The sequence below is a fragment of the Acuticoccus sediminis genome (assembly GCF_003258595.1).
GTDB classification, from domain to species: domain Bacteria; phylum Pseudomonadota; class Alphaproteobacteria; order Rhizobiales; family Amorphaceae; genus Acuticoccus; species Acuticoccus sediminis.
On sequence record NZ_QHHQ01000001.1, the window covers coordinates 830,061 to 851,854 of the forward strand.

A 21,794-nucleotide genomic window follows, 5' to 3' on the forward strand; every position below is an offset into this window, starting at 1 on the left:
CCTCAGCGCTCTTTCATGTACGGAACGCCGAGGGCGCGCGGCGGGATCGCGCGGCCGAAGAAGCCGGCGAGCAGGATCACCGTCAGCACGTACGGCGCCACCAGGATCACCTCGATCGGGATCTGCCCCACGAGGGGCAGCGAGACGCCGGACATGCGTGCCGCGGAGCTTTCCAGCACGCCGAACAGCAGGCATGCGAAGAGCGTCGGCACCGGCCGCCACTTGCCGAAGATCAGCGCGGCGAGGGCGATGTAGCCCTTGCCGGCGCTCATCTCGCGAACGAAGCCTCCGCCGTGGGCAGTCGAGAGGTAGGCTCCTGCCATCCCGCAGAGGATCCCGGTGATGATCACGGCCCGGTAGCGCAGCCAGGCGACGGAGTAGCCGGCGCTGTCGACCGCCTCGGGCGCCTCGCCGACGGCCCGCAGCCGCAGCCCGAACGTGGTCGAGAAGAGGATGAGGGCGGAGAGCGGCACCGCGAGGGTCGCCGCGTAGACGAGGAGGTTGTGGCCCGACAGGAGCTCCGCATAGAACGGGCCGAACCAGGGCACGTCCGCGAGGCGGTCGGCGAAGGGGAGGGTGATCGGCCCGAACCGCTCCTCCCGCGAGAGCGGCGGGGTCTGGCCGCCCTGTGTGAAGAGGGCGATGCCGATCACCACCGTCAGCCCCGACGCCAGGATGTTGATGGCGACGCCGGAGACGATGTGGTCGCCCCGGTGGGTGATGCAGGCGAAGCCGTGCACCAGCGCCAGGGCGACCGAGGCGCCGATGGCCGCCGCGAGCCCGGCCCATGGCGTGCCGGTGAGGCTCGTGACGGCGGCGGCGGCGAAGGCGCCCATGAGGAGCTTGCCCTCGAGGCCGATGTCGACGACGCCGGCCCGTTCGGAGAACATGCCGGCCATCGCGCAGAAGATCAGCGGGGTGGCGAGCCGCAGCATGCTCGCCAGGATCTGCATCGCGTCGAGCCACGCCTCAGTAGCCATGCCGCGCCCTCCATGTCGGCGCGGCCGCCGGGGGAGAACTGGGCGCGGCGGAGAGTCGCGAGCCGGTGGCGGGGTCGGTCAGACCTCGAAGGTGACCCTGCCGTCGTCCGCGATGCGGACCATGGGCTGGTAGGCGATCTCCCAGGCGTGCCCGTCCGGATCCGCGACATAGCCGCGAAGTCCGCCATGCGGCGGCTTGTCCGCCGCGCGAACGAGCGTCCCGCCGGCGGCCACCAGCGCGACCATCACCGGCGTCACCTCCTCCGCCGTCCTGACGTTGTGGGCCAGCGCATAGGCGCCCGGGCGCCGGAACTCGCCCTTCAGCCCCATGTCCTCCGCCAGCGCCGGGGCGAGGAAGGTGCCGAGGATGAAGCCGTTCATCTGGTAGAAGACGATCTCGTCCGCCTTGAACACGGGCGCCCAGCCGAACCCGTCCTGGTAGAACCGGCTGGCGGCCTCGATATCCGCGACTCCCAGCGTGATGACTGAAATCTGATGCTGCATCGGACAAACCCTTTCCGTTCCCCGGCGCACCGCGCGACGGGGTCACGTCAAGGGGCTCACGCTCGCGCACGGCCTGGTCCCGCGGAGCGCGGGGGGCGCGCCAACCGAGCCACGCCCTCACCATTTCTGACCGCGCCATCCTGCACGTAGCCCCCGGGGCACGCAACGTCTGCCGCCTCATGAGGTTGCGAGCCTCGCACGCGGCGCGAAGAGGCGCGACAGTGGGGCGTCCAGCATGTGCGCCAGCGCGCCGGAGAAGAGGATGATGAGGCCCTGCAGCACCAGCACCATGTTGCGGTCCAGGGTCGAGTAGGTGAACGAGAGTTCCGTGCCGCCCTGGTAGAGCGCCCCGAAGAGCAGGCTCGCCATGACGATCCCCACCGGATGCGCGCGCCCCATCAGCGCGACGGCGATGCCGGTGAAGCCGAAGCCCGCGGTGAAGTTGTTGACGAGCTTCTCCTGCGCGCCGAGCACCGCGTTGGTCGCCATCAGCCCGGCGAGGGCGCCGGAGATGACCATCGTGAGGATCACCATCCGCGGCACCGGCACGCCCGAATAGAGGGCGGCGGGCTCGGACTCGCCCAGGGTGCGCAGGCGGAACCCGAACGGCGTGCGCCAGATGAGCACCCACACAGCGATCGCGGCGACCGCGGCGAGGACGATCGAGAGGTTCAGCGGCGACGAGGCGGCCTCGAAGCCGAGCGCCCGGGCGATCTCGTGGATCTGCGGGATGGTCGCCTCGGGGGCGATGTTGCGGGTCTGCGGCGTGGACTGGCCGGGCCGGATCAGCGGCCCCGTCAGGAGCCAGACGAGGATGCCGGCGGCGATGAAATTGAACATGATCGTCGTGATGACGACGTGGCTGCCGCGCGTCGCCTGGAGCAGCCCGGGGATGTAGGCCCACGCGCCGCCAAACGCCGCCGCGCCGAGGATGGCGAACGGGATCACCAACGGGCCCGGCAGGTACGGGTCGAGCGCGAGGCACACGAGGATCGCGCCGAGCCCGCCCATCGCCGCCTGCCCCTCGCCGCCGATGTTGAAGAGCCGTGCATGGAAGGCGACCGCCACCGCGAGCCCGGTGAAGACGAAGTTCGTCGCGTAGTAAAGCGTGTAGCCGAGGCTGCCCGGGTAGACGAACGCGCCCTGGATCATGACGTCGAGCGCCTCGAGCGGGTTCTCGCCGATAATCGCCACCACGAGGCCCGCCACCACGAAGGCGAGCGCCACGTTGATGAGCGGGACGACGACGACGTCCGCCCAGACGGGAAGGGGGCCTCTCACGCGCTTTTCTCCAGGTGCTGCCCGTCCGGGCCGTGCCCGGCGGAGATGCCGGCCATCATCAGGCCGACGCTCTGCCGGTCGGCGTCCGCGGCCGGGAGGGTGCCGACGATGCGCCCGGCGTTCATGCCGATGATCCGGTCCGACAGGGCGAGGATCTCGTCGAGCTCCACCGAGACGAGGAGGATCGCGCAGCCCGCGTCGCGCAGGGCGAGCAGCTCGCGGTGAATGAACTCGATGGCGCCGATATCGACCCCGCGGGTCGGCTGGCCGACGAGGAGCACGCGCGGCGCCGCCCCGTGCTCGCGCGCGATGACGAGCTTCTGCTGGTTGCCGCCGGAGAAGCCGGACGCGGCGAGCCGCGGATCCGCCGGGCGCACGTCGAACCGGTCCATCAGCGCCTGGCAGCGGGCGCGCATCCGCCTCGTCCTGAGGAGCCAGGGGCGGCTGGCGCGGGCTTCGTCGAGGTAGCCCAGCACGGAGTTCTCGCTCATCTGGAACGGCAGCACGAGCCCTTCCCGGCGCCGGTCCTCCGGCACGTGGGCGACGTGGAGATCGCGGATCTCGCCGGGATCGGTCGGGCTCTCGGCGCTGATCGTGCGGCCGCCGACCGTGAAGCTGCCCCCGGACGGCGGGACGATCCCGGCCAGCACGTTGAGGAGCTCCGACTGGCCGTTGCCGGCGACGCCCGCGACGCCGACGATCTCGCCGGCATGTAGCGCGAACGAGACGTCCGACAGGCGCGTCACGCCCGCCTCGTCGCGCACGGTGAGGTGGTCGGCGATGAGGACCGGCGCACCGGCCGGCCGGGTCGACTGGTTGCGCACGACGGCGACCGCGCGGCCGACCATCAGCTCGGCGAGCTCCTCCCGCCCGGTCTCGGCAGTGCGCCGCTGGGCCACCATCCTGCCGCGGCGCATCACCGAGACCTCGTCCGTGACGGCCATGATCTCGCGCAGCTTGTGGGTGATGAGGAGGATGGTGACGCCCTTCGCCTTCAGCATGGCGAGGCTCTCGAACAGGCGGTCCGTCTCGTCCGGCGTGAGGACGCCCGTCGGCTCGTCGAGGATTAGGATGCGTCCGCCGGCCAGCAGCGCCTTGATGATCTCGACGCGCTGCTGCAGGCCGACGGGGAGCTTCTCGACCACGGCGTCGGGGTCCACGGAGAGCCCGTAGGTGGTCTCGATCTCGGCGAGGCGGGTGCGGACCTCGGCGCGGCTCTCCTTGAGGAACGGCGCCTTCGCCGTCTGGAGCATCAGGTTCTCGAGGACGGTGAAGTTCGGGACCAGCATGAAGTGCTGGTGCACCATGCCGATCCCCTGGGCGATCGCGTCGGCGCTGGCGGCGAGCTTCACCTCCTGGCCGAACAGGCGGATCGTCCCGCTGTCGGCCTGGTAGTGGCCCGAGAGGATCGACACGAGGGTGGATTTTCCCGCCCCGTTCTCGCCGATGATCCCGTGCACCGCCCCGGCGCGGACCGTGAGGTGAACGTCGTCGTTCGCCTGGACCGCGCCGAAGCGCTTCGAAATGCCGACCAGCTCGACGGCCGGCGCGTCGGAGAGCGTCATCGCGACGGGTGCGTCAGGCGCGCCCTCAGACCGGGCACTCCTGGTCGTCCTCGTAGTTGTGGACCTTGATCTCGCCGGAGATGATGCCCTTCTCGGCGGCCTCGACGGCCGCACGGATCTCCGGCGTCATCAGCTCGGCGTTCTTGTCGTTCTCGACGAGGCCGACGCCCTCCTGCTCGAGGCCGAGGGAGACGATGCCGGCGGTGAACTCGCCGTTCTTGGCGTCCATCAGAGTGTCGTACGCGGCGTTGTCGACCCGCTTCAGCATCGAGGTCAGCACGGAGCCGGGAGCCACGTCCTCCTGGTTGGAGTCGACGCCGATGGCGAGCTTGCCCTCGTCCGCCGTGGCGCGGATCACGCCGAGGCCGGTGCCGCCGGCGGCGTGGTAGACGACGTCGGCCCCGCGGTCGATCTGGCTCTGGGCAAGCTCGGCGCCCTTGGAGGGGTCGTTCCAGGCCAAAGGCGTGGTGCCGGTCATGTTCTGCAGGACGGTGGCGTCGGCGTTGGTGTCCTTCACGCCCTGGACGTAGCCGCACGCGAACTTGCGGATGAGCGGCACGTCCATGCCGCCGACGAAGCCGACCGTGCCGGTCTTGGAGGCCATCGCCGCCGCAACGCCGGCGAGGTAGGAGCCCTCGTGCTCCTCGAAGCGGTACTGGCGCAGGTTCGGCTGGTCGAGCCAGTAGACGTCGATGATGGCGAACTTGGTGTCGGGGTATTCCTGCGCCACCTTGTCGATGGCGTCCGCCTGGGCGAAGCCGACGCCGAGCACGAGGTCCGCGCCGCGCTGGGCCATGCGGGTGATCGCCTGCTCGCGCTGGGTCTCGTTGGTGACCTCGAACTCCATGACCTCGATGCCGGTCTCGTCCATGAAGCGCTTCACGCCGTTCCACACGCCCTCGTTGAAGGACTTGTCGAACTTGCCGCCCATGTCGAACACGACGGCAGGCTTGAAGTCCTGCGCCTGTGCGGAAACGACGGGGGCGGAGACGGCGAAGACAGCGCCGGCGAGGCCGGCCAGAACGGCCTTGAGCATGGAACCCTCCAAGTTGCTTGTTCTCGACACTAAGACCGGACACCGCCGCTTGCCTAGCAAGTCGTCGGCCAGGGGCCCTGTTACACAACGTCTCCCGGCCGGGCCGACCGGGAGTGGCTAGAGCATTGTCAGGCCAGCCCGATTTCCCTGAGCCGCTCGTTCAGGTAGGCGCCGGCGGTCTTCTCCGGGCTGAGCGCCACCTCGGAGCGCGGATGGATGAACATCGGCATCGAGAAGCGCGCGCCGTTGTCGCCCACCGGCGGGTTCACCACGCGGTGGGTGGTCGACGGGTAGTAGCCGCCCGAGGCGAGCTGCAGCATGTCGCCGATGTTCACCGCGATCATGCCGCCGTCGCACGGCACGGCGTGCCAGTCGCCGTTGCGGTCCTGCGCCTCGAGGCCGGGCGCGGAGCCCGCGAGAAGGAGCGTGATGAGGTTGATGTCCTCGTGCGCGGCGGCGCGGGTGGCGCCGGGCTCCGGGGGTGCGCCGGTCTGTGCCGGATAGTGCAGGATCCGGAACATCGAGTTGTCCGACCCGCGCAGCATGTCCGGCAGCGACTCGGAGAACCTGGCGCGCACGTCCTCGGGGGTGTTCGCCTCGATCCAGCCCAGCATGGTGATGCCGAGGGCGACGAGGTCCTTGTAGAGGCCGCGGGTGGTCGCCTCGACCGAGCCGGGCAGGTGCGTCCCGGGATAGACCTGGAAGAACTCCTTCAGGTCCTTCGTCTTCGACCCCTTCGCGTTCTCGGAGCGGAACGGGAAGTACCCCTCGGGCGACGGCGGCTGGACCTTGAAGCCGAACTTCGTCTCGCTGGCGAAGAACTGGCCCCACTCGGAGTAGGCGCGGCCGATCCGGTCGGGTGCGATCGGGTGGTCCTTCAGCACGGCGAACCCGGTCTCGTGCAGCGATCGCGCGAAGAGGGCGGGCGCCGCGGGGTCCGTGTAGCTGACGGCTTTGATGGCGAACATTGGGTCTCTCGACAGGGCGACTGAAGCGAAAGAGTATCCTGCCGGTCCGGGCGCTTGCAATGTGCGAGGCGGCGCGGCCCCCGGCCCGCCCGGCCACCACTGGCGAGACGTTCCGTGATCGAGCACCTGCACCTTCCCCTCATCATGCTGGCGGCGCTGATCGCGATGGCGAGCCCCGGCCCGGCGACGCTGGCGATCGCCGGGACGTCGATGTCGCGCGGGCGCGTCCCCGGCCTCGCGCTGACGGGGGGCATCCTCACCGGCTCGCTGATCTGGTCCACGGCCGCGGCCTTCGGCCTCGCCGCGCTGATGCTATCGCACGCGTGGGTGTTCGAGGTGGTGCGCTACGCGGGCGGGGCGTACCTCGCCTATCTCGCGGTGAAGTCGGCGCGGGCGGCGTGTTCGGCGGAGGCGCTCAATACCCGCACGATGAACGGGTCCCTCTTCGCGCTCTACCGCAAGGGCCTCGCGCTGCACCTGACGAACCCCAAGGTCGTGCTGTTCTTCGGCTCTCTCTACACGATGGGGGTGCCGCACGACGCGACGCCGGCCGAATTCGCCCTCATCATCGGCGCGATCTTCACCCAGAGCGTGATCGTGAACGGCGGCTACGCGCTGCTCTTCTCCGCGCCGGCGGTGACGCGCGCCTACATCCGCCTGCGGCGGTGGTTCGAGGGGATGTTCGCGGTCGCCTTCGGGCTCGCGAGCGTCAAGATCGTGACGACGCGGCTGTCCTGAGCGACGGCGGCGCGCCGCCGCGGCGACTCTGCCGGGCGGCCCGGCCGCCCGTGAAGGGGTCAGCGCGGTGGACCGTGGCGGACCGGCCCACCGCGCTCGCCTCAGGCCGCCTCTCGGACGGACCCTGGGACGTAGTTGAGGATCGGGGCGAGCCACCGCTCGGCGGTGTCGACGTCCCATCCCTTGCGTTTGGCGTAATCCTCGACCTGATCGCGCTCGATCTTGCCGACGCCGAAGTAGAAGCTCTCGGGGTGCGAGAAGTAGAGGCCCGACACCGACGACGCCGGCCACATGGCGAAGCTCTCGGTGAGCTTCACGCCCGTGCGCGCCTCGGCCTCGAGGAGGCGGAACAGCGCCTCCTTCTCGGTGTGGTCCGGCTGCGCGGGGTAGCCGGGCGCCGGACGGATGCCGCGGTAGGACTCGGCGATCATCTCCTCCGGCGTCAGCGTCTCGTCCGACGCGTAGCCCCAGATCGTGCGGCGCATGCGCATGTGGGCATACTCCGCGAACGCCTCCGCGAGGCGGTCGGCCAGCGACTGGAAGAGGATCTTTCCGTAGTCGTCGCCCTTCTGGACGAAACGGGCGACGATGTCGTCCTCGCCGACACCCGCCGTCACCGTGAAGCCGCCGATGTAGTCCTTCGGGCCGCCCTCGGGGGCGATGAAGTCCGACAGGGCGACGTTGGCGCGGCCGTCGGTCTTCGGCATCTGCTGGCGCAGCGTGTGGAAGGTGGCGATCTCGCGCCCGCCGTCGGTCAGGACGATGTCGTCGCCGCGCGACTGCGCCTCCCAGAGGCCGACCACGCCCTTCGCCGCCAGCCATTTGTTCGAAACAATGTCGGCGAGCATCTTGCGGGCGTCGTCGTAGAGCTTCGTCGCCTGCTCGCCGAACCGCTCGTCCTTCAGGATCGCCGGGAACAGGCCCTTCATCTCCCAGGCCGCGAAGAACGGCGTCCAGTCGATGAACGAGACCAGCGTCTGGATCGGGACCTCGATGGTCTTGAGGCCGAGCTCCGGCGGCGCGGGCGGCGTGTAGGCCGACCAGTCGGTCCTGAAGGCGTTGCCGCGCGCGTCGACGATCGGCGTGCGCTTCTTGTCGCCCTGGCCGCGGAGATAGCGCTCGGCGGTCTTCTCGTACTCGCTCCGGATCTCCGTCGCGTAGGTCTCGCGGTCGCCCATCAGGCGCGAGCAGACACCCACCGCGCGCGAGGCGTCGGTGACGTAGACGGTCTGGCCGGCCGAGTAGTTCGGGTTGATCTTCACCGCGGTGTGGATCTTCGAGGTCGTCGCGCCGCCGATGAGGAGCGGCATGTTGAAGCCGCCGCGCTGCATCTCGCCGGCCACCGACACCATCTCGTCGAGCGACGGGGTGATGAGGCCGGAGAGGCCGATGATGTCGACGTTCTCGGCCTTCGCCACCTCGAGGATCTTGGCCGAGGGGACCATCACGCCGAGGTCGATGACGTCGAAGTTGTTGCACTGCAGCACGACGCCGACGATGTTCTTGCCGATGTCGTGGACGTCGCCCTTCACGGTGGCGAGCAGGATCTTGCCGGCCGACTGGCGCTGGCCTTCCTTCTCCGCCTCCATGAACGGCATCAGGTAGGCGACCGCCTGCTTCATCACGCGGGCGGACTTCACCACCTGCGGAAGGAACATCTTGCCCGAGCCGAAGAGGTCGCCGACGACGTTCATGCCGTCCATCAGCGGACCCTCGATGACGTGCAGCGGCTTCTCGGCCTTCTGGCGCGCCTCCTCGGTGTCCTCCTCGATGAACTCGGTGATGCCGTTGACGAGGGCGTGGCTCAGCCGCTCCTCCACCGGCTTTGTGCGCCAAGTGAGGTCCTTGGCCTTCGCCGCGCCGGCGCCGCCCTTCCACCGCTCGGCCGCTTCCAGCATCCGCTCGGTGGCGTCGTCGCGCCGGTTGAGGACGACGTCCTCGCACAGTTCGCGCAGCTCGGTCTCGAGGTCGTCATACACCGCGAGCTGGCCGGCGTTCACGATGCCCATGTCCATGCCGACCTGGATCGCATGGTACAGGAACACCGAGTGCATCGCCTCGCGCACCCGCTCGTTGCCGCGGAACGAGAACGAGAGGTTGGAGACGCCGCCCGAGATGTGCGCGTGCGGCAGGTTCTCGCGGATCCACTGCGTCGCGTTGATGAAGTCGACGCCGTAGTTGTTGTGCTCCTCGATGCCCGTCGCCACCGCGAAGACGTTGGGGTCGAAGATGATGTCTTCCGGCGGGAAGCCGTGCTCTGTCAGGAGCTTGTAGGCGCGCGCGCAGATCTCGGTCTTGCGCTCGAACGTGTCGGCCTGGCCGGTCTCGTCGAACGCCATCACGACCGCCGCGGCGCCGTAGCGGCGCACCAGCTCGGCCTGCTGCAGGAACTGCTCCTCGCCTTCCTTCAGCGAGATCGAGTTGACGATCGCTTTGCCCTGGACGTTGCGCAGGCCCTCCTCGATCACGTCCCACTTGGACGAATCGACCATCACCGGCACGCGCGCGATGTCCGGCTCGGAGGCGATCAGGCGCAGGAAGGTCGCCATCGCCTCCTTCGAGTCGAGCAGGCCCTCGTCCATGTTGACGTCGATGATCTGGGCGCCGTTCTCCACCTGGTCCCGCGCGACATCGAGGGCGGTGGCGTAGTCGCCTTCCTTGATCAGCTTGCGGAAGCGGGCGGAGCCGGTGACGTTGGTGCGCTCGCCGACGTTCACGAACGGGATGTCGTCCGTCAGCACGAACGGCTCGAGGCCCGACAGGCACATCAGCGAGCGGCGCTCGGGCAGCTCGCGGGGCGAGTAGTCGTTCACCACGTCGCGGATCGCGGCGATGTGGTCCGGCGTCGTGCCGCAGCAGCCGCCGACGATGTTGAGGAGGCCCTCCTCCGCGAACTCCTTGAGCTGGCGGGCCATGTAGGCCGGGCTCTCGTCGTACTCGCCCATCTCGTTGGGGAGGCCGGCGTTCGGGTAGACGCAGGTCAGCGCGTCCGCGACCTTCGCGATCTCGGCGATGTGCGGGCGCATCTCGTTGGCGCCGAGCGCGCAGTTGAGGCCGATGGAGAGCGGCCGCGCGTGCATCACCGAGTGCCAGAAGGCGGTCGGCGTCTGGCCCGACAGGGTGCGGCCGGAACGGTCGGTGATCGTGCCGGAGACCATGATCGGCACACGCCGCGCGCCGGACGCGAAGAGGCCCTCGATGGCGAAGATCGCCGCCTTCGCGTTCAGCGTGTCGAAGATCGTCTCGACCAGCAGGAAGTCGACGCCGCCGTCGAGCAGGCCGCGGGCGGCTTCCTCGTACGCCGTCGCCATCTCCTGGAACGTCACGGCGCGGAAGCCGGGGTCGTTCACGTCGGGCGAGATGGAGAGCGTGCGGTTCGTCGGACCCATCGCCCCGGCGACCCAGCGCTGCCGGTCGGGATCGGCCGCCGTCACCGTGTCGGCGGCGCGCCGCGCGAGCTGGGCGGAGGCGACGTTGAGGTCGTAGACGCGGTCCTGCAGCCCGTAGTCGGCCTGGGCGATGGACGTCGACGAGAAGGTGTTCGTCGCGACGATGTCGGCGCCGGCCTCGAGGTACTGGCGGTGGATCTTCTCGATCGTGTCCGGCTGCGTCAGCGACAGGAGGTCGTTGTTGCCGGACTGCGGGTGGTCGGAATGGATGTGACAGCCGCAGCCGCCCCCGTGGCCGCCGCCATGCGCGCCGATGAAGGCGTCCTCGTCGAACTTCTCCTTCTGGATCATCGTGCCCATGGCACCGTCGATGATCAGGATGCGCTTTTTGGCGGCCTCGAGAATTGGATGACTCATAAAAACTCCGATCAGGCCGCGGCGGCAGCCTGCGCCACCGGGTTGATCCCGATGAGGCGGCAGAGCGCGTAGACGAGCTCGGCGCGGTTCATCGTGTAGAAATGGAAGGTGTCGACGCCGCGGGCCTGGAGGTCGAGGACCTGCTCGGCGGCGATGGCGGCGGCGACCAGCATGCGCTGCTCGGCATCGTCGTCGAGACCCTCGAAGCGGTCGGCGAGGCGGTCGGGGATCGAGGCGCCGCACATCTCGGCGAAGCGCTTGATCTGCTTGAAGGACAGGATGGGCACGATCCCCGGAACGATGTCCACCTTGATGCCGCGCCGAGCGACGCGCTCGCGGTAGGCCTCGAAGAGATCGTTGTCGAAGAAGAACTGCGTGATCGCCCGGTCGGCGCCGGCGTCGACCTTGCGCTCGAGCTGGTCGATGTCGGCGTCCCAGTTGGCCGAGTCGGGGTGGCACTCGGGGTAGGCCGAGACCGAGACCTCGAACGGGGCGATCGACTTGATACCGGCCGTCAACTCGGCGCCGTTGGCGTAGCCGTCGGCGTGGGGCTTGTAGGGGGTGCCCGGTCCGTCCGGCATGTCGCCGCGCAGGGCCACGATGTGGCGCACGCCCGCATCCCAGTAGTCGCGGATGACGGCGTTCACCTCCTCCTTGGAGGCGGCGACGCAGGTGAGGTGCGCGGCCGCCTTGAGGTTCGTCTCGTCGACGATGCGCTTCACGGTGCGGTGCGTGCGCTCACGCGTCGAGCCGCCGGCGCCGTAGGTGACGGAGACGAAATCGGGCTGGAGCGGCTCCAGCTTCTGGATCGTCGCCCAAAGCGTCTGTTCCATGGCGTCGGATTTGGGCGGGAAGAACTCGAACGAAACCCGGGTCATGCGTAGGCGCCTTCCTCTTGGCGAATATCGTCGGAGATGATGCGGGGGTCCTTGGCGAGCCACAGCGACACGGTGAGCGTGTCGCCGGTGCCCGCCCCGGACAGCCGCTCGGTGGCGATGCTGTCGAGGTGCGCGTCGCGGAGCCAGTCGGCCATCTCGCTGTCGGCGATGCCGAGGCGGCGGTGCTGGGCGTTGGTGCGCAGCTCCTCGAGGTGATGCGGTGCGAAGTCGACCACCAGGAGGCGGCCGCCGGGACGCAGCGTGCGCGCCGCTTCGGCGAGCGCCCGCCCCGGATTGTCGAGAAAATGCAGGACCTGGTGGATGATGACGACGTCGAACCGGTCCTCGCCCACGGAGAGGGCGTAGATGTCGTCCTGCGCGAGGCGGGCGTTGGACACGCCGGCCTTGGCGAGGTTGGCGCGCGCCACCGAGAGCATCGCCGCGCTGGCGTCGACGCCGAGGAGGCGCTGGGCGCGGTCGGCCATCAGCTCCAGCATGCGGCCGGTGCCGGTGCCGACGTCGAGAAGGTTGCGGATCGGCCGGTCGCCCAGGATGGAGCGGATCGCGGCCTCGACCTCCGCCTCCGGCACGTGGAGGGAGCGGATGCGGTCCCACACGTCGGCGTTGGCGGCGAAGAAGTCGGCGGCCGCGGCGGCCTTGGCGGCGTGCGTCGCGTCCCGCCGCTCCCGGTCGCGGACGTGGATCGGGTCGTTGGGGTCGAGCTGGGCGAGCAGCGCCTCGGCGAGGCGGGAGCCGCCACCGGTGTCGGCGAGGCGGTAGAAGGCGAAGGCGCCTTCCGCGGAGCGGGCGATCAGCCCGGCGTCCGCCAGCAGCTTCAGGTGTCGCGAGATGCGCGGCTGGCTCTGGCCGAGGATCAGGGTGAGATCCTTCACGGTCAGGTCCGAGTCCCGGAGGAGGGACAGGATGCGCAGGCGCGTCGTCTCCCCCGCTGCGCGGAGGGCCGCCACGAGAGCCTCATGTCCTGATCCGGGAGAACCGGCGTCCATCGATCACATTTCCACATAAAGAAATCTTTATGAGATTATGCGTACTGTCCGGCACCCTGTCAACCGGCTCCCCGAGGCTCGTTCCGCGGGAGGGGACGGACCCGCAGCCTCGCCGGAGCCTTCAGGCCGCGGAGGAGGGGTGGCCCGACCACGTGGGTCGCCGGGCCGAAACGGCGAGGATCCGCAGCCGCTTCGGCGGCGGCGGCGTGAGTGCCGGACCACCTTCGGAGGGCCGGTCCGGCCGGTGTGCAGTCCGCCGGAGCCGGGGCCCCGGTGCCCGCGCGGGACCTCTGGCGCGGGTCCGGCGACGAGGCTGCAGCCACTTTCGCGTGAGCGCCCGACCGGCACCCTGCGAGGGCGCCAGGGAGTGAAACAGGCCCCGGCCATCCCCCGCGAACGGGCGGCCCCGACGGACGGCGGAAATCCAGACCCGGAGGCTTGCGCTCGAGGGGGAGTCGGCGCCATGTGCCGGGGAACGAGGACATCCCATGATTGCAGTGAGCCGGACGCCGCGGCCTTTCGCGGTCACGTTGCGTATGGTGGCCGGTATCGCGGTGCCGATGACGCTCGCCTACCTCTCGACGCCCCTCATCGGCATCGTCGACGTCGCGGTGATCGGCCAGCTCGGCGACGCGGCGCTGATCGGCGCGGTGGCGCTGGGTGCGCTGCTGTTCGACTTCCTCGGCGTGAGCCTCAACTTCCTGCGCTCCGGAACGACCGGGCTCGTCGCCCAGGCGATGGGCGCGGAGGACCGCGAGGCCGAGGCCATGGTGCTCTGGCGCGCCCTCCTGCTGGCCTTCGGCGCGGGGCTCCTCGTGGTGGTCCTCCACCGGCCGCTCCTCTCCGCCTTCCTGGTCGCGATGGGCCCGTCCGATGCGGTGGCGACGGCGACGCGCGACTACTTCACCGTGCGCGCCTTCGCGATGCCGCTGATGCTGGCCAACTACGCGATCCTCGGCTGGCTGCTCGGCCTGGGCCGGGCGCGGGTGGCGCTGGTGCTGCAGCTCCTCATCGGCCTCACCAACGTCGCCGGCTCCGTCCTCCTCGTGATGGGGCTCGGCTACGGCGTGGCGGGCGCCGCGGCGGCCTCGGTCTTCGCCGAGCTGGTGACGGCGCTCGCGGGCGGCGTCGTCGTGATGCGGGCGCTCGGCCGGCGGCCGCGCCCGTCGCTCGCGGCGGTGCTGGAACGGGCCGGCTTCATGCGCATGGTGGCCGTCAACAGGGACATCTTCGTGCGCTCGATGCTCCTCATCGGCACGTTCTCGTTCTTCTCCGCCGTCGGGGCGCGGTTCGGCGACGTGACGCTCGCGGCGAACGCGCTCCTCCTCAACATCTTCCTCCTCGGCGGCTACTTCCTCGACGGGCTGGCGACGGCGGCCGAGCAGCTCACCGGCCGCTCCATCGGCGCCCACTATCGCCCGGCTTTCGACAAGACGGTGACGCTGTCGGTGATCATCGGCGGGGCGATGGCGGCGCTCCTGGCGCTCCTGGCGCTGGTGTTCGGCGACGCGTTCGTCTACGCGCTGACGACGGCGGAGGACGTGCGCACAGCCGCCCTCGCGTTCCTGCCGTGGGCGGCGATGACGCCGATCGCCGGCGCGCTCGCCTTCATCATGGACGGCATCTACATCGGCGCGACGTGGTCGGCGATGATGCGCAACATGATGATCGTCTCGACGCTGGTCTTCCTGGCGGTCTGGGCCGTGGCGGTCCCGGCGATGGGCAACCACGGCCTGTGGCTGGCGCTCCTCGTGTTCCTCGGCGCGCGGGGCGTGACGCTCTACCTCGCGGTGCCGTCGCGCGCGAACGCGACGTTCGGGGCGGCCGGCTGAGCCGCCGTCCGCCCGGCCCGCCTACCAGGCCTTGAAGGCGGGCGGGGCGAACTCGAGGATGTCGCGGCCCGCGTGGTCGAAGTCCTTGTAGCCGTCGTAGACCTTCTTCGCGTTGGCCCGGACCTCGGCGAGGAGCGCGGCCTCGTCGACCATCGTCAGGCGGCCCTCGTCGACCACCACGCGCCCGTCCACCATCACGTGATCGACGTGCTGGGCGTTGCCGATCTGGACGAGCGCCTTGATCGGGTCCTGCATCGGCCCGAACGCGAAGCGGCCGAGGTCCACCACCAGCATGTCCGCCTTCGCACCGGGGGAGAGGCGGCCGATGTCGTCGCGGCCGAGCGCCCTGGCGCCGTTGACCGTCGCCGCGTTGACGACGTCGCGGGCCGGCGCCGCGCGGAAGTCCTTGGAATGGACCTTCCCGAGAATCGAGGCGAACTTCATCTCGTTGAACATGTCCTGCGGGTAGGAGTCCGTGCCCAGCGTGATGTTGATGCCGAGTTCGGAGTAGGTCCGGAAGCCCTCGAACATGATGCCCCGCCGGGAGAAGACGAACGGCGAGTGGGAGACGTGCGCGCCGCTCGCGGCCACGCGCTCGAGGTCGCCGACGCGGGGGAAGCCGGTCTGCGAGTGCCCGCCGTAGAACAGGCTGTGGCCGAGGATGACGTCGGGGGCGAGGAGGCCCTCGTCGGCGAGCACGCCGAGCGGCGTCGTCTGCTCGCGCCGCACCGTCTCGTGGAACTCCCAGATCGTCTCGGCGACGTGGAGGGTGACGGGGAGGCCGAGCCGGGTGGCTTCCTCGCGCGTGCGCCGCAGCAGGCGGCGGGACGTCAGCACCGCCTCCACGGGGACGAGGATGCCGCGGATGCGGTCGTTGTACTTGCCGTTGTTGCGGCTGGCGGCCTCGCAAGCGACCTCGAACTGCTCCTCGCCGTCGTCCTCGAACCACTCGTAGTGGAGGCGGCCGCGGTCGTCGAAGTGGTAGTGGGCGGAGGCGTAGCCGGGGGCGAAGTAGCCGCGGATCCCCATCTCGCCGGCGATGTCGACCATCGTGTCGGTGTTGCCGCCGACCTCGCCGCCCATCTCGACCACGGTGGTGACGCCGGTCTTCAGAAGCTCGCCGATGGCGTACCGGATCCCGACCTCCGGATCCTCGGGGGCGAGGAAGTTGGCGCCGTCCCTGCCGGCGGGGAGGTAGTTGAGGAAGCCGCAGGAGAAGAGGTCGAGTCGCCCGCAGTCGCAGGTCATCCGGTCGCCGACGTGGCTGCACACGTGCGCGTGGCTGGAGATGAAGCCGGGCATCAGCAGCCCCTCGGGGAAGGCGCGGACCTCGACGCCCTCGGCTGCGGGCTCGCGGGCCGGGCCGACGTAGGCGATCGCGTTGCCGGCCACCTCGACCTCGCCGTTCTCGAGGAGGTGGTGGGCACCGTCCCTGAAGCCGAGCACCCACTTGGCGCGGTAGATCACACGGTCGGCTGACATTGGAGGAACTCCTGCGGGGTTAGCTGGCGCGGGCCTTCCAGGCCGAGCGCGCGATGAGGAAGACGAGGCCGATGAGGACGGTCGCTCCGACCACCACGGTGGACGCGGCGGCGACGGTCGGGTCGAATTCGGAGCGGATCCCCTCCCACATGCGCCGCGGCAGCGTCCGCGTCGTCGAGTTGCCGACGAAGAGGGCGATGAGGAGCTCGTCGAACGAGGTGAGGAAGGCGAGGACCGCACCGGCGAGGATGCCGGGCATGGCGAGCGGGATCGTCACCGTGAAGGCGACGCGGGCCCGGCCGGCGCCAAGCGTCTGCGCGGCCCTCGCCAGGTTGGGGTCGATGCCGCGCAGGGTCGCGAGGGTCGTCAGGAGCACGAACGGCAGCGCCAGGCAGAGGTGGCCGAGGACGATGCCGAGTTCGGTCCCGGCGAGGCCGTATCGCGTGAAGCTCATGTACATCGCGAGCGCCAGCACGATGGGCGGCATCAGGATCGGCAGCGTCGTCAGCGCGGCGGCGACGGCGCCGAGCCGTCTCGGCAGCGCGGCCAACGACAGCGCGCCCGGGACGCCGATCGCGACGGCGAGCACGGTGACGATGGCGCCGATCTTGACGCTGCGGAGCGCCGCGCCGGTCCAGTCGTCACGGCCGAGGAAGTTCCGGAACCACTCAAGGCCATAGCCCGGCGGGGGGAAGCGCACGAATTCGGAGGTCGAGAAGCTCATCATCACCACGACCGCGAGCGGGGCGAGGACGAAGACGAGGACGAGCGCCGCCACCGACCAGGCGAGGCCGGCGCCATGGGTCCGCGCCCTGGGATAGCGGCGGGCCATCAGAGCTTCGCAACCGGCCGGAGCCGGGCGATCAGCGCGCCCGCCGCTAGGAGCGCGGTCACGAGCAGCACCAGGATGACGGCGGCCGCGGCGGCGTTCGGCCAGTTCAGCGTCACGTTGACGATGGTGTCGACGTAGACCGCGAGCATCACGTTGGTGCGTCCGCCGAGCATGAGCGGCGTGATGTAGAAGCCGAGCGCGATGACGAAGACGATGAGCGCGCCGGTCGCCACGCCCCGCCCGATCAGCGGGAGCACGACGGTCGCGAAGACGCGCGCCGGTCCGGCGCCGAGGGACTGCGCGGCGCGGATGAGCTCCGTCGGGATCGCGCGAACCGCGTTGTGGACCGGCAGGATCATGTAGGGGAGCAGCACGTGGACCATCCCGACGGTCACGGCGCCCCAGTTGAACAGCAGGGCGAGCGGCTCGGCGACGATGCCGGAGCCGACGAGGCCCGCGTTGAGGACGCCCTCGCGGCTCAGCATGTAGAGCCAGGCGTAGGTGCGCACGAGGGACGAGATCCAGAGCGGCAGCACCGCCGCGAGGAGCACGATGCGTCCGGCAAGCGGCGGCAGCGCGCGGACCGCCAGCGCGAAGGGCACCGCGATGACCGCGCAGATCGCGGTGACGGCCGCCGCGACGAGGACGGTGTTGGTGAGGATCGTGATCGCCGCGCGCGAGGCCATGAAGCGCTCGTAGCTCGCGAACGTCGTCGGTCCCTGGAACGAGGTGGCGATCAGGCCGCCGATGGGGACGAGGAAGAACACGCCCAGCACGAGGAGCGCCGGAACGCCGAGCATCATGGCGAAGCGGTCGCGGACGCGGTGGACCGGGTAGAGCTTCGCCCGCGCCTTGCGGCGGCGCGGGGCGGGGGCGTTGTCGGCGGCCAGTGTCACGGGCGGCGCCGCGCGGTGGGGCGCCCCGGTCGGGCCGATGGGAGATGCATCGTCGTCTCCTGCGGGGCGCCCGAGCCGTCGCTCAGAGCAGCGACCACTCGTTGAAGCGGTCGACCACCGCGCCGAAATTGTCGGCCCACCAGCGCGAGTCCTGCACGTACATCTTCGAGAGGTTGGCCGGATCGCTCGGCAGGACCGACGCGCGCCCGGGCTTGAGGCCGGCGAGGACGTCGGCATTGGCCGGTCCGCCGGCGTAGGCGTTGAAGATGTCGACCTGCGGCTGAACCTTCAGCAGCGCGTCGAGGAGCTTCATGGCGGGCTCCATCGGGGCGCCCTTCACGATCATCAGGTAGTCGAGCGAGGCCTGGCCCTGGTTCCAGTTGAGGTCGACCGGGGCGCCCTCGTCCTTCGCGGTCAGGATGCGGCCGGAGTAGGTGGAGCCGGTCGTCACCTCGCCGGAGGTGAAGAGCTGCACCACCTCGCTGCCCGAGCTCCACCACTTGTTGACGTGCGGCTTGATCCTGTCGAGCGAGGCGAAGGCGCGGTCGACGTCGAGCGGATAGAGGTCTTCCTTGGCGACCCCGTCGGCCATCAGCGCGAATTCGAGGTTCGGGTACTGGCCGTCGCTGCCGGAGGTGAGCGTGCGATCGCCGGGGAACTTGTCGACGTCCCACACGTCGGCCCAGTCCTGCGGGACGGCGCCGCCGAATTTATCCGTGCGGTAGCCGATGTTGTAGGACCAGTAGAAATAGCCGACGGCCTTCTCGTGCTTCAGCTCGTCGGGGATGCCGGCGAGCGCCTCGGCGGAGAGCATCGAGTAGTCGATGGGCTCGAAGTACTCGCCCATGTCCTCCAGCGTGTAGACGGTGAGGAGGTCGGTCTCGACGACGTCGAACTCGAGGTTGCCCGAATCGACCATCGCCTTGATGCGGCTCGGGAAGGGGAGCGAGTCCTCGACGACCTTGATGCCGGACGCCTCCTCGAAGGGGTCGAGCACGTACTGGCGCTGCAGGTCCTGCAGGGAGCCGCCCCAGGAGCAGAAGCGGACGGTGTCGTCGGCGGCGAGGGCGCGGCGCGGCAGGACCAGGCCCGAGGCGGCGGCCGCCGCGGCGAGGCTGGCTGCCCCGCCGAGGAAGCGGCGGCGGCTGAGCCGGTCGATTTGGGCCAGTTTCGACAGCATCCGTGGGTCGCTCATATCGGGTCCTCAGCGGCAGGGGTGAACCGTCGGCGGCGCGCCGACCGGGGTGGGTCGGTGGCGCTTCTCGAGCGAGCCGCGGGAGGCCCCATTGCGCGAGGGCGCCAGTATCTGCTTAAGCTGCTTAAACGTTAAAGCAGGGTGTGATCCCTGTCCAGACGGCGGGAGCCCTGTCCAGACGGCTCTGGCGGTGGGACTGCTATGCGCATGGGTCGGTCGCGGGCCGCCGGCGCCTTGGGGACGATGGGCCGGGAAGCGGGAGGAACGCGTGCCGGGACGGGGAAGCCGCCAGCCGGGAAGACGGGTCGGGCTGAAGGACATCGCCCGTGCGGCGGACGTGTCGCCGGCCGCGGTGTCCTACGCGCTGAACGGGACGGGGCGGCTCGAGGAGGGGACGCGCCAGCGCATCATCGGCATCGCCAAGGCGCTCGGCTACCGGGCGAACGCGAACGCCCGCAACCTGCGGCGCCGCACGTCCGGTGTCCTGACGATCGCGGCATCCGTGCCGCCGGGGCTCGCCAGCATGCTGCCGGCGATGGACTACGTGATGGCGATCTGGCAGGCGGCGGCCGCGGCGTCGCTGAAGCGGGGCTTCATGCTGCTGCTGCTGCCGTTCGGCGTGGAATCTGGCGAGCTCGCGGGGATCCCGGTCGACGGCGGCATCGTCGTCGACCCGGTCAAGGACGATCCCCTGCTGCGCCACTTCGCCAGGACGGACGCGCCGGTGGTGACGATCGGGCGGGATCTCGCGCGCCCGGCCGAGGCGTCCTGGTGGGTGGACAACGACCACGACGCGCTGGTGACCATGGCGCTGGAGCACCTCAGGTCCCGTGGGGCGCGCCGGGTCGGGGCGGTGCTGGCGGGGACGGGGTACGCCTACACGCTGGCCTACCGCCGGGCGTACGAGGCATGGTGCGCCTCCGTCGGCCAGGCGCCGATGCTGGTCGCGGTGGACGAGCCGGCGACCGAGTCGGCGGGCTACAACGCGGCGACGGGGCTGCTGGACCGGTGCGACCCGCCGGACGCGATCTTCGCCTCGCTCGACCGCTTCGCGGTGGGGGCGCTGTTCGCGGCGGCGGCACGGGGGCTCGCGGTGCCGGACGACCTGATGATCGTCTCCGGCAACGACGGGGTGGCGACGCGCTCTGCGACGGTGCCGGTCACGGCGCTGGACCTGTCGCCGGCGGAGCTGGGGCGGATCGCGGTCGACATGCTGATCGACCGTATCGAGGGGGCCGACGCGCCCAGGCATGTGATCGTCCCGGGCCACCTCGAGCCCCGCGCATCGACGGCTCGCGGAGGGTGACGACGGACGCCCGAGGGGAGCCGGATGCCAAGATTGCATACGCATTTAAGGCTGGGCAGGATGTCGCTGGAAGTCGGTTCCCGGAGCCTGGTCGTGATATGGTAGTGATAGGGGCGGGGTGCCGATCGAATGGCCACTTCCCGTCTACTTTGACGATAATCCGAGCAGCTGGCATGGCCGTCGCCTAGATTATCGGTTTGACAAAACTAGATGCCTGATTAAGTTTGCATGCCTATGCAAAATTGGCGTGGTGCGGGTTTCGGTGAGGCGTGACGCTGGGGGCGGAGTGATGGTGCGGGGCGGGCCGGATAGCGGGACGATCGTGACGGGCCGGCGCGCCACCTGCCGCTCGGCGTCGGCCCTTGCCGGCATCCGCCCCGATGGCGCCCGTCGCGACGCGCCAATCGCGGTGGTGGCGAAGGCGCCGCCCCGTCGCGTCCAGCTCCAGCCGGCACGGGGCGCGCGGAATTGAACCCGTTTCCGGGGCGGTTCGCCGGCCGGGTGATCGTCGTCACCGGTGGCGGCAGCGGGCCGGGCCTCGCGACCGCCGAACTGCTCGCGGCCGAGGGCGCGAGCGTGGTCGCCATCGACCTCGCGTTCGGCGACACAAGCTGCGGGGCGGCCCTTCGCTTCGCCGCCGACGTGTGCGATCGGGCGCGGCTCGATGCGATCGCGTGCGAGGTGCGGGACGCGGTCGGCGCGGTCGACGGGCTGGCGACGTTCGCCGGGATCGCTCGGCCCGGCGGGATCGAGGACGTCGCGCCGGAAGACTGGCGGCGCGTGCTCGACGTCAACGTCGTCGGTTCGGCGAACGCCGTGGCGGCATTCCTGCCGGACCTGTCATCGGTGCCGGGCGCGTCGGTCGTGCTGTGTTCCTCGCAGGTGTCGCTCGGCGGGGCGAGCAACTGCGTCGCCTACGCGGCTTCCAAGGGGGCGATCAACGCCATGTGCCGCTGCCTCGCCGTCGACCATGCGGACAGCGGGATCCGCGTGAACGCCGTCGCGCCGGGACCGGGCGAGACGTCCGTGATGGCGCGTGCATCGGCATGCGAATCCCCGGGGAACATGGCGCGGACACGGGCCCAACCGGCGCTGGGGCGGTTCGGCACGGCAGGCGAAACCGCCGCCGCGGCGGCCTTTCTCCTCAGCGAGGAGGCGAGCTTCATCACCGGCACGGTATTGCCGGTCGACGGCGGGTGGTCGTTCTCCTGAGCAGAATTGAATTCGTATTCAAATCCTCGCGCAGCGGCATTGCGAGCTGCGTCAGGCGCTTTGGGCGGACGCTGCCCGAGCAGAATCGGCCGCCCCGACAAGAAGTTCTTGTCATTTGCAGGCGAACGATACCTCGGTCGCGAAGGCACGGATATCGGGACGGAATTCGGCAGGCTGGCCAATCCACCCTTGCAACGTCGCGCCGGAACGGCCACCGGACCCATGCAAATCCCTATAAACGAAAAGTTTCATTGCCATCGTGGGCAGCAGTGATTA

General features: G+C 70.0%; 17 protein-coding genes. 4 read left to right on the forward strand and 13 right to left on the reverse strand.

Features of this window, described 5'->3' with window-relative positions; all coding sequences use genetic code 11:
• Positions 1-2: 2 nt before the first annotated feature.
• The 6 genes from DLJ53_RS03555 to DLJ53_RS03580 all read right to left on the reverse strand — a co-directional run bounded on the left by DLJ53_RS03555 (position 3) and on the right by DLJ53_RS03580 (position 6,334).
• On the reverse strand, positions 3-980 hold the full coding sequence (locus DLJ53_RS03555) for an ABC transporter permease (RefSeq protein ID WP_111342391.1): 978 nt from the start codon (positions 978-980) through the stop codon (positions 3-5).
• A gap of 78 nt (positions 981-1,058) precedes the next feature.
• The gene (locus tag DLJ53_RS03560; RefSeq protein WP_111342393.1) at positions 1,059-1,484 is read right to left on the reverse strand and encodes a VOC family protein; all 426 of its coding nucleotides are present in this window, start codon (positions 1,482-1,484) and stop codon (positions 1,059-1,061) included.
• A 177-nt stretch (positions 1,485-1,661) separates the two neighbouring features.
• On the reverse strand, positions 1,662-2,765 hold the full coding sequence (locus DLJ53_RS03565; RefSeq protein ID WP_111342395.1) for an ABC transporter permease: 1,104 nt from the start codon (positions 2,763-2,765) through the stop codon (positions 1,662-1,664).
• Entirely contained in the window at positions 2,762-4,330 is a 1,569-nt protein-coding gene (locus DLJ53_RS03570; RefSeq protein WP_111342397.1) for an ABC transporter ATP-binding protein, read from the reverse strand. Before DLJ53_RS03570 ends, DLJ53_RS03565 begins: the two co-directional genes overlap by 4 nt.
• A 25-nt stretch (positions 4,331-4,355) precedes the next feature.
• A complete protein-coding gene (locus tag DLJ53_RS03575) occupies positions 4,356-5,366 on the reverse strand; it encodes a BMP family lipoprotein (protein WP_111342399.1) in 1,011 nt (336 codons plus the stop codon).
• 128 nt (positions 5,367-5,494) lie between these two features.
• Entirely contained in the window at positions 5,495-6,334 is an 840-nt protein-coding gene (locus tag DLJ53_RS03580) for an isopenicillin N synthase family dioxygenase (RefSeq protein ID WP_111342401.1), read from the reverse strand.
• A 114-nt stretch (positions 6,335-6,448) separates the two neighbouring features.
• Between DLJ53_RS03580 and DLJ53_RS03585 the strand changes: the two genes are divergently transcribed.
• A complete protein-coding gene (locus DLJ53_RS03585; RefSeq protein ID WP_111342403.1) occupies positions 6,449-7,072 on the forward strand; it encodes a LysE family translocator in 624 nt (207 codons plus the stop codon).
• A 101-nt stretch (positions 7,073-7,173) separates the two neighbouring features.
• Here DLJ53_RS03585 and metH read toward each other — a convergent pair whose 3' ends face one another.
• Genes metH through DLJ53_RS03600 form a run of 3 tightly spaced genes read right to left on the reverse strand, consistent with a single transcriptional unit; the run spans position 7,174 to position 12,763 of the window.
• A complete protein-coding gene (gene metH, locus DLJ53_RS03590; protein WP_111342405.1) occupies positions 7,174-10,878 on the reverse strand; it encodes a methionine synthase in 3,705 nt (1,234 codons plus the stop codon).
• 11 nt (positions 10,879-10,889) lie between these two features.
• On the reverse strand, positions 10,890-11,756 hold the full coding sequence (gene metF / locus DLJ53_RS03595; protein ID WP_111342407.1) for a methylenetetrahydrofolate reductase [NAD(P)H]: 867 nt from the start codon (positions 11,754-11,756) through the stop codon (positions 10,890-10,892).
• Entirely contained in the window at positions 11,753-12,763 is a 1,011-nt protein-coding gene (locus tag DLJ53_RS03600; RefSeq protein ID WP_111342409.1) for an ArsR/SmtB family transcription factor, read from the reverse strand. The genes metF and DLJ53_RS03600 overlap by 4 nt, the downstream gene beginning before the upstream one ends.
• A gap of 536 nt (positions 12,764-13,299) precedes the next feature.
• Here DLJ53_RS03600 and DLJ53_RS03605 point away from each other — a divergent pair.
• Positions 13,300-14,595 carry an MATE family efflux transporter gene (locus DLJ53_RS03605; protein WP_244934998.1) on the forward strand — a complete coding sequence of 432 codons (1,296 nt, stop codon included), beginning with the start codon at positions 13,300-13,302 and terminating at the stop codon, positions 14,593-14,595.
• A gap of 21 nt (positions 14,596-14,616) precedes the next feature.
• Here DLJ53_RS03605 and DLJ53_RS03610 read toward each other — a convergent pair whose 3' ends face one another.
• The 4 genes from DLJ53_RS03610 to DLJ53_RS03625 form a co-directional block, all read right to left on the reverse strand.
• Positions 14,617-16,077: an amidohydrolase family protein gene (locus tag DLJ53_RS03610; RefSeq protein ID WP_111342413.1), complete on the reverse strand. Its 1,461-nt coding sequence runs from the start codon at positions 16,075-16,077 to the stop codon at positions 14,617-14,619.
• A gap of 19 nt (positions 16,078-16,096) precedes the next feature.
• Entirely contained in the window at positions 16,097-16,909 is an 813-nt protein-coding gene (locus tag DLJ53_RS03615) for an ABC transporter permease (protein WP_111342415.1), read from the reverse strand.
• Positions 16,909-17,805 (reverse strand): ABC transporter permease, encoded by an 897-nt coding sequence (locus DLJ53_RS03620; protein WP_111342417.1) that lies wholly within the window; start codon positions 17,803-17,805, stop codon positions 16,909-16,911. The genes DLJ53_RS03615 and DLJ53_RS03620 overlap by 1 nt, the downstream gene beginning before the upstream one ends.
• A gap of 82 nt (positions 17,806-17,887) precedes the next feature.
• Positions 17,888-19,000, reverse strand: a complete 1,113-nt coding sequence (locus DLJ53_RS03625) for an ABC transporter substrate-binding protein (protein ID WP_111342419.1) — start codon at positions 18,998-19,000, stop codon at positions 17,888-17,890.
• A 268-nt stretch (positions 19,001-19,268) separates the two neighbouring features.
• On the opposite strand from DLJ53_RS03625, the gene DLJ53_RS03630 reads away from it, so the two are divergent.
• Entirely contained in the window at positions 19,269-20,306 is a 1,038-nt protein-coding gene (locus tag DLJ53_RS03630) for a LacI family DNA-binding transcriptional regulator (RefSeq protein ID WP_162408843.1), read from the forward strand.
• A 468-nt stretch (positions 20,307-20,774) separates the two neighbouring features.
• Positions 20,775-21,518, forward strand: coding sequence for an SDR family NAD(P)-dependent oxidoreductase (locus DLJ53_RS03635; protein WP_162408845.1), 744 nt, complete (start codon positions 20,775-20,777; stop codon positions 21,516-21,518).
• Positions 21,519-21,794: the final 276 nt, after the last annotated feature.

Bases quoted from the DNA above. Each gene is read 5' to 3' on its own strand.
- DLJ53_RS03580 (WP_111342401.1), bottom strand. From the start codon at position 6,334: ATGTTCGCCATCAAAGCCGTCAGCTACACGGACCCCGCGGCGCCCGCC.
- DLJ53_RS03555 (WP_111342391.1), bottom strand. From the start codon at position 980: ATGGCTACTGAGGCGTGGCTCGACGCGATGCAGATCCTGGCGAGCATG.
- metF (WP_111342407.1), bottom strand. From the start codon at position 11,756: ATGACCCGGGTTTCGTTCGAGTTCTTCCCGCCCAAATCCGACGCCATG.
- DLJ53_RS03625 (WP_111342419.1), bottom strand. From the start codon at position 19,000: ATGAGCGACCCACGGATGCTGTCGAAACTGGCCCAAATCGACCGGCTC.
- DLJ53_RS03610 (WP_111342413.1), bottom strand. From the start codon at position 16,077: ATGTCAGCCGACCGTGTGATCTACCGCGCCAAGTGGGTGCTCGGCTTC.
- DLJ53_RS03570 (WP_111342397.1), bottom strand. From the start codon at position 4,330: ATGACGCTCTCCGACGCGCCGGCCGTCGAGCTGGTCGGCATTTCGAAG.
- DLJ53_RS03605 (WP_244934998.1), top strand. From the start codon at position 13,300: ATGGTGGCCGGTATCGCGGTGCCGATGACGCTCGCCTACCTCTCGACG.
- DLJ53_RS03575 (WP_111342399.1), bottom strand. From the start codon at position 5,366: ATGCTCAAGGCCGTTCTGGCCGGCCTCGCCGGCGCTGTCTTCGCCGTC.
- DLJ53_RS03560 (WP_111342393.1), bottom strand. From the start codon at position 1,484: ATGCAGCATCAGATTTCAGTCATCACGCTGGGAGTCGCGGATATCGAG.
- DLJ53_RS03600 (WP_111342409.1), bottom strand. From the start codon at position 12,763: ATGGACGCCGGTTCTCCCGGATCAGGACATGAGGCTCTCGTGGCGGCC.
- metH (WP_111342405.1), bottom strand. From the start codon at position 10,878: ATGAGTCATCCAATTCTCGAGGCCGCCAAAAAGCGCATCCTGATCATC.
- DLJ53_RS03615 (WP_111342415.1), bottom strand. From the start codon at position 16,909: ATGGCCCGCCGCTATCCCAGGGCGCGGACCCATGGCGCCGGCCTCGCC.